This is a genomic window from Noviherbaspirillum denitrificans, from assembly GCF_002211445.1.
GTDB lineage: Bacteria > Pseudomonadota > Gammaproteobacteria > Burkholderiales > Burkholderiaceae_D > Noviherbaspirillum > Noviherbaspirillum denitrificans.
Window position 1 is genome coordinate 2,069,898 of sequence record NZ_LSTO01000001.1, and the last position, 5,189, is coordinate 2,075,086.

Sequence of the window (5,189 nt, forward strand, 5' to 3'; positions counted from 1 at the left end):
TCGCGCTCGTTCGATTCCACCAGGCGCGTGTAGAGCACGCTGTTCTCGAGCAGCAGCACCGCGAGCACGAAGGACGATGCGAGCAGGCCGTAGACCCGGCCGGCGTAGAAGCCGAGGTCGAAGCGCCCCTGGTTGAGCATCGCCGACAGCGCAATATCGAACAGCCACGCGCTCATCACCACTATCAGCCACAGGTCGATCACCGAGCGCGAGCGGCGGCGCCAAAGGAAGAACAGCGCGAGCACGCTGAAGGCCCAGGTGCTGGTGACAACCGCGATCATGGTTGGCGAATACCGGTTGCCAACCATGATGGCCGGCAGCAAGGACTGGCCCGAGGTGGCGAGCTGCACCGCGGCGATGACGAGCAGGAGCGCGGTCGCGATGCCGGTGGCGATGGCGACACCGGTGCGCGATGGCGCTACCTGCGCGCTGTCACCCTTCAATGCATACGCGATTACGAACAGCGGAAAGCCGGCATGCCAGATCATGTAGAGCCAGGCCGTGCTCTGCGGTCCCGCTCCCAGCATTCCCGACGGTGCGAACAGGCCGGGAAAGGTCAGTGCATGGGCAATGGCAATGAAGGCGGTAAAGAGGTAGCCCGATGCCAGGATGGCAAGGATCTTCGTGCGCAGGATGCGGAACTGTCCGTACAGCAGGATAGCCGTGATTACATCGCTGACCACCAGTGCCGATTGGTAAATCGGGATGAAAGCCGAGACCGGCGACAGCTGGACCTTGGCGAAAGGCACGGCGGCCAGGAAGAAGGCCAGTGAAACAGCGAATACGGCAAGCGCAAGGCGGCGCTGGAACGCGTCGGGTGCCTTTGTCGCCAGGAAGGAGGGCGTACTGTTATCGTGATGTTGCATCTTGAATGGAGGCAGGATGACGGGCGCCGCACACGCGATGCGGCGTTTTCATGATATATCGGATTGTGCCTTGAATTGATAAATACACCATCCAACGAGAAAAGCCATGCACGACCTGCTGCTGACACCCATCGTCTTCCTCCTGACCGCCGTCCTGCTGGTGCCGCTGGCCCAGCGCCTCGGCCTGGGTTCCGTCCTGGGTTACCTGATCGGCGGCTGCCTGATCGGTCCCTGGGGGCTGGGCCTGGTCAAGAATGTCGAGGCGATCAGCCATGTGGCCGAGATCGGTGTGGTGCTCATGCTGTTCCTGATCGGGCTGGAGCTGCAGCCGAAGAAGCTGCTGGAGATGCGCACCATCGTGTTCGGCGGCGGCACACTGCAGATGGCTGTCTGCGGCATCGTGCTGGCGCTGGGCATCTGGTTTGCCGGACTGCCGCCGGTCGCGGCGCTCGTCGCCGGCCTCGCACTGTCGCTGTCATCGACTGCCATCGCCGTGCAAAGCATGCAGGAGCGGCACCTCGACAATACCCCGGCCGGCAAGGTCGCTTTCGCCATCCTGCTGTTCCAGGATATGGCCGCGATTCCGCTGCTGGTGCTGGTGCCGCTGCTCGGCCCGTCGTCCGGCGATGCAGGCGGTTTCGACTGGAAGCTCGCAATAGCCGCGATCGTCGCGGTCTACCTCATCAATCGCTTTGCGATGCGGCCGGCGCTGCGGCTGGTGGCTCGCACGCGCCTGCGCGAAATCTTTACCGCGTTCTCTCTGCTGCTCGTGCTCGGGATCGCGCAACTGATGACGCTGGCCAACCTCTCGATGGGCCTGGGCGCCTTCCTCGCTGGCGTGCTCCTTGCGCGTTCCGAATACCGCAAGGCGCTCGAGACCGACCTGGAGCCGTTCAAGGGTCTGCTGCTCGGGCTGTTCTTCACCTCGGTCGGCATGTCGATGAACCTCGGCCTGCTGGCGTCGGCGCCGTTGACGGTCGTCGCGCTCACCGTGGGGTACGTGGCGCTGAAAATGGTGGCGCTCGGCCTGCTGGTTCGCATCCTGCCAGTGGCCGCCGTGCAGCGCTGGCCGTTCGCCGCACTGCTCGCGCAAGGCAGCGAATTCGCCTTCGTCGTATTCTCCGTCGCGCGCGACGCGAAGCTCCTGCCGGAGCCGTGGGACGACATGCTGCCGCTTGCGGTGGGCCTGTCCATGGCGCTGACGCCCCTCGCCCTGATGATTGGCGACCGGGCCGCGAAGATGTTGCATCCCGTCGTGCAGCGCGAGCATGACGTGATCGAACCGGCCGGGGCGCGCGTGATCATCGCCGGCTTCGGCCGCGTCGGGCAGATCGTCGGGCGCATGTTGTATGCCTCCGGCATCAAGATCACGGTGCTCGACAACGATCCGGATCTGCTCGATACGGTGCGGCGTTTCGGCTTCAAGGTGTTCTACGGCGATGCGACGCGGCTCGACCTGTTGCAATCGGCGGGAGCAAATGAGGCGATCCTGCTGGTCAACGCAATCGACGATGTGGAAAGCAATCTCAGGCTGACCGACCTCGTGCGCTCGCACTTCCCGCATCTCAAGATGCTGTGCCGCGCGCGCGACGTCACGCACGTCTTCGAACTGCGCAGCAGGGGCGTGGAGATGATCGAACGGGAAACCTTCGAGTCGGCGCTGCTGATTGCCGAACAGGCGCTGCGGCAGATGGGCATGGATGCGCAGACGGCCGGCCTGGCACGGAGCAAATTCCGCGAGCACAACATCGCGACGCTGGATGCGATCTTCCCGCACTTCCGCGACGAGACGAAACAGGTATCGATTGCGCGGGCGGCACGGGAAGCGCTGGCGGAGTCGTTCCGCCAGGACGGGATCAAGATCAACGATGACGTGGTGCCCGATTAACCCAGCACCGTCACCACCACCCGCCGCTGCTGCGGGTCGGTCCTGTGCTCCCACAGGAAAATCCCCTGCCATGTCCCCAGCAGCATGCGTCCGCCGCCGACCGGCACGCTCAACGCGGTGTCGGTGAGCACGCTGCGCGCATGCGCCGCCATGTCGTCCGGCCCTTCGAGGTCGTGCCGGTAGGCGGGATCGCCATCCGGCGCGAGGCGGCCGAGGATGGTTTCCAGATCGCGCCGCACATCGGGATCGGCATTCTCGGTAATCGTCAGCGAGCAGCTGGTGTGCTGTACGAAGACATGCGCGATCCCGGTCTTGATACCGGAGTCGGTCACCACGCGCCCGATGGCATCGGTGATGTTGCGCGTGCCACGTCCGGTGGTGGAGAAATCGAGGATGGACTGGTGCGCCGTCATGATTCTTTTACGCGGGCTTGCGACCCATCGCTTCGCCCATCCGGATCGCACGCTCGGCCAGCCAGGCGGGATTGAATTCGATCGTGCCCTTCGGATAGAGCATCACGACGGTGGAGCCGAGCAGGAAGCGGCCCATCTCCTCGCCTTTCTTCAGCACGATGTCCTTGTCGTTGTACTGCCATTCGCGCACTGTGCCGCCGCGCGGCGGATTGACCACGCCGTGCCAGACGGTTGCCATGCTGCCGACGATGGTGGCGCCGACCAGCACCAGCACGAAGGGACCGTGCGGTCCTTCGAACACGCACACCACGCGCTCGTTGCGCGCGAACAGTCCCGGCACGCCGCGCGCCGTGGTCGGGTTGACCGAGAACAGCGCGCCGGGCACATAGATCATGCGCAGCAGCTTGCCGTCGCAGGGCATGTGGATGCGGTGGTAGTCGCGCGGGCTGAGGTAGAGCGTGGCGAAGCTGCCATGGTCGAACTGCGCTGCGAGCGCGCTGTCGCCACCGACGAGCGCGGTGGTCGAGTAGCGGTGGCCCTTGGCCTGGAAGATCTGGTCGTGCTCGATGGCGCCGAACTGGCTGATCGCGCCGTCCACCGGGCAGATGAAGTCGGCGTTGGCCAGCGGGCGCGCGCCTTCCCGCAGCGCGCGGGTGAAGAATTCATTGAAGCTGGGATAGCTGGCCAGGTCGGGGTTGAGCGCTTCTTCCATGTTCACGCCATACTTTCTGGCGAACCAGCGGATCACGTGAGGGGTGAGGCCGCCCTTCGAGGACGCAAAACGTCCGGCGAGCGACGTGAGGGCCTGTTTCGGCAGGAAATACTGGTGCAGGACGGAAAAACGCATGGAAGCGGGGAACCTTGTAGCAAAGAGTTGGCCCGATTATAGCTTCTTGGGGAGTTCGGGCAGCGATCCGGAAGGAGGAAGACATGCAGCGTGCGGGAATCGGCATCATCCTCTGGCTGTTGTCCTTCGGGGCATTTCCCCAGGACATGGTGTGGGAACAGTTGCGTACTGGCGGCTATATCCTGCTGATGCGCCATGCACAGACGGACGCGGGCGTCGGCGACCCGCCGGGATTTACGCTCGGGGATTGCCGGACGCAGCGCAATCTTTCTTCCGAGGGCAGGGTGCAGGCGCGACGTACCGGCGAGATGTTCCGCAACCGCGGCATCGCCGTGGGCGAGGTGCGCACCAGCGCATGGTGCCGCTGTGTCGACACGGCCACGCTTGCCTTTGACAATGCCGTGGTCTGGCCGGTGCTCAATTCCTTCTTCGACAATCCGGAACGCAGGGAACGCCAGACTGGCGAGCTTAAGGACTACATCCGCGGCTACCGGTCGCGCGCGAACCTGGTGCTGGTGACGCATCAGGTCAACATCACGGCGCTGACCGGCGAGACGGTGGCGGCCGGGGAAATCGTGGTGCTCAAGCCAGGTGAACCGGGGGCGGTCGTCGGCAAGCTGAAAGTGCCTTAACTTCTCTTTCCCGCAAGCGCGATCGCCACACCGCCGAGTATGGCCGCCGAAGCCAGTACGAGGCGCAGGCTGATCGATTCGCCGAGAAAGGCGACACCCCCCGCCGCGGCGATTGCGGGAACCGTCAATTGCACTGTCGCGGCGCTCGTCACGCTCAATCCGCGCAACGCGGTGTACCAGAGCACATAGCCGACACCCGAGGTGAGTCCGCCCGAGAGAACGGCCCACATCACCCCCCGGGTGTCGAGCGAGAGGATGGGGGACGCGGCGACGGCCAGCAGGACCGCAAACAGCGACGCGCGCACGAAACTGCCCGCGATGACGAGCACTGGATCGCCCGCGCCTTTGCCCCTGATCGAAAAGAATCCCCATGCGATGCCGGACGCGATCATCAATGCGGCGCCGGAGAGTGGCGGGGCGGTGACGCCGGGCAGCATCAGCCCGGCCATCCCGGCGAGGGCGCAGAGGTAGCCGGCGCCGCTGGCCCAGGTCGGGCGCTCGCCGCGCCAGAGCCCGTAGCAGATCATCGTCACCTGCACCGCC

The 5,189-nt window shown here is 64.9% G+C and carries 6 protein-coding genes; 2 read left to right on the forward strand and 4 right to left on the reverse strand.

Annotated elements, in window-relative coordinates; all coding sequences use genetic code 11:
• A partial coding sequence (locus AYR66_RS10145; protein ID WP_170942291.1) for an MASE4 domain-containing protein occupies positions 1-866 on the reverse strand: 866 nt, incomplete at its 3' end.
• A gap of 106 nt (positions 867-972) precedes the next feature.
• On the opposite strand from AYR66_RS10145, the gene kefC reads away from it, so the two are divergent.
• On the forward strand, positions 973-2,754 hold the full coding sequence (gene kefC, locus AYR66_RS10150; RefSeq protein WP_088707393.1) for a glutathione-regulated potassium-efflux system protein KefC: 1,782 nt from the start codon (positions 973-975) through the stop codon (positions 2,752-2,754).
• On the opposite strand, the gene AYR66_RS10155 is transcribed toward kefC, so the two are convergent.
• Together AYR66_RS10155 and asd are read right to left on the reverse strand one after the other, a co-directional pair.
• Positions 2,751-3,167, reverse strand: a complete 417-nt coding sequence (locus AYR66_RS10155; protein WP_088707394.1) for a secondary thiamine-phosphate synthase enzyme YjbQ — start codon at positions 3,165-3,167, stop codon at positions 2,751-2,753. The genes kefC and AYR66_RS10155 overlap by 4 nt on opposite strands.
• A 7-nt stretch (positions 3,168-3,174) precedes the next feature.
• Entirely contained in the window at positions 3,175-4,014 is an 840-nt protein-coding gene (gene asd, locus AYR66_RS10160) for an archaetidylserine decarboxylase (RefSeq protein WP_088707395.1), read from the reverse strand.
• 83 nt (positions 4,015-4,097) lie between these two features.
• Between asd and AYR66_RS10165 the strand changes: the two genes are divergently transcribed.
• Positions 4,098-4,646: a histidine phosphatase family protein gene (locus tag AYR66_RS10165; RefSeq protein WP_088707396.1), complete on the forward strand. Its 549-nt coding sequence runs from the start codon at positions 4,098-4,100 to the stop codon at positions 4,644-4,646.
• Here the strand turns inward: AYR66_RS10165 and AYR66_RS10170 are convergent.
• A partial coding sequence (locus AYR66_RS10170; RefSeq protein ID WP_141104205.1) for a DMT family transporter occupies positions 4,643-5,189 on the reverse strand: 547 nt, incomplete at its 5' end. The two genes, AYR66_RS10165 and AYR66_RS10170, sit on opposite strands and share 4 nt — an antisense overlap.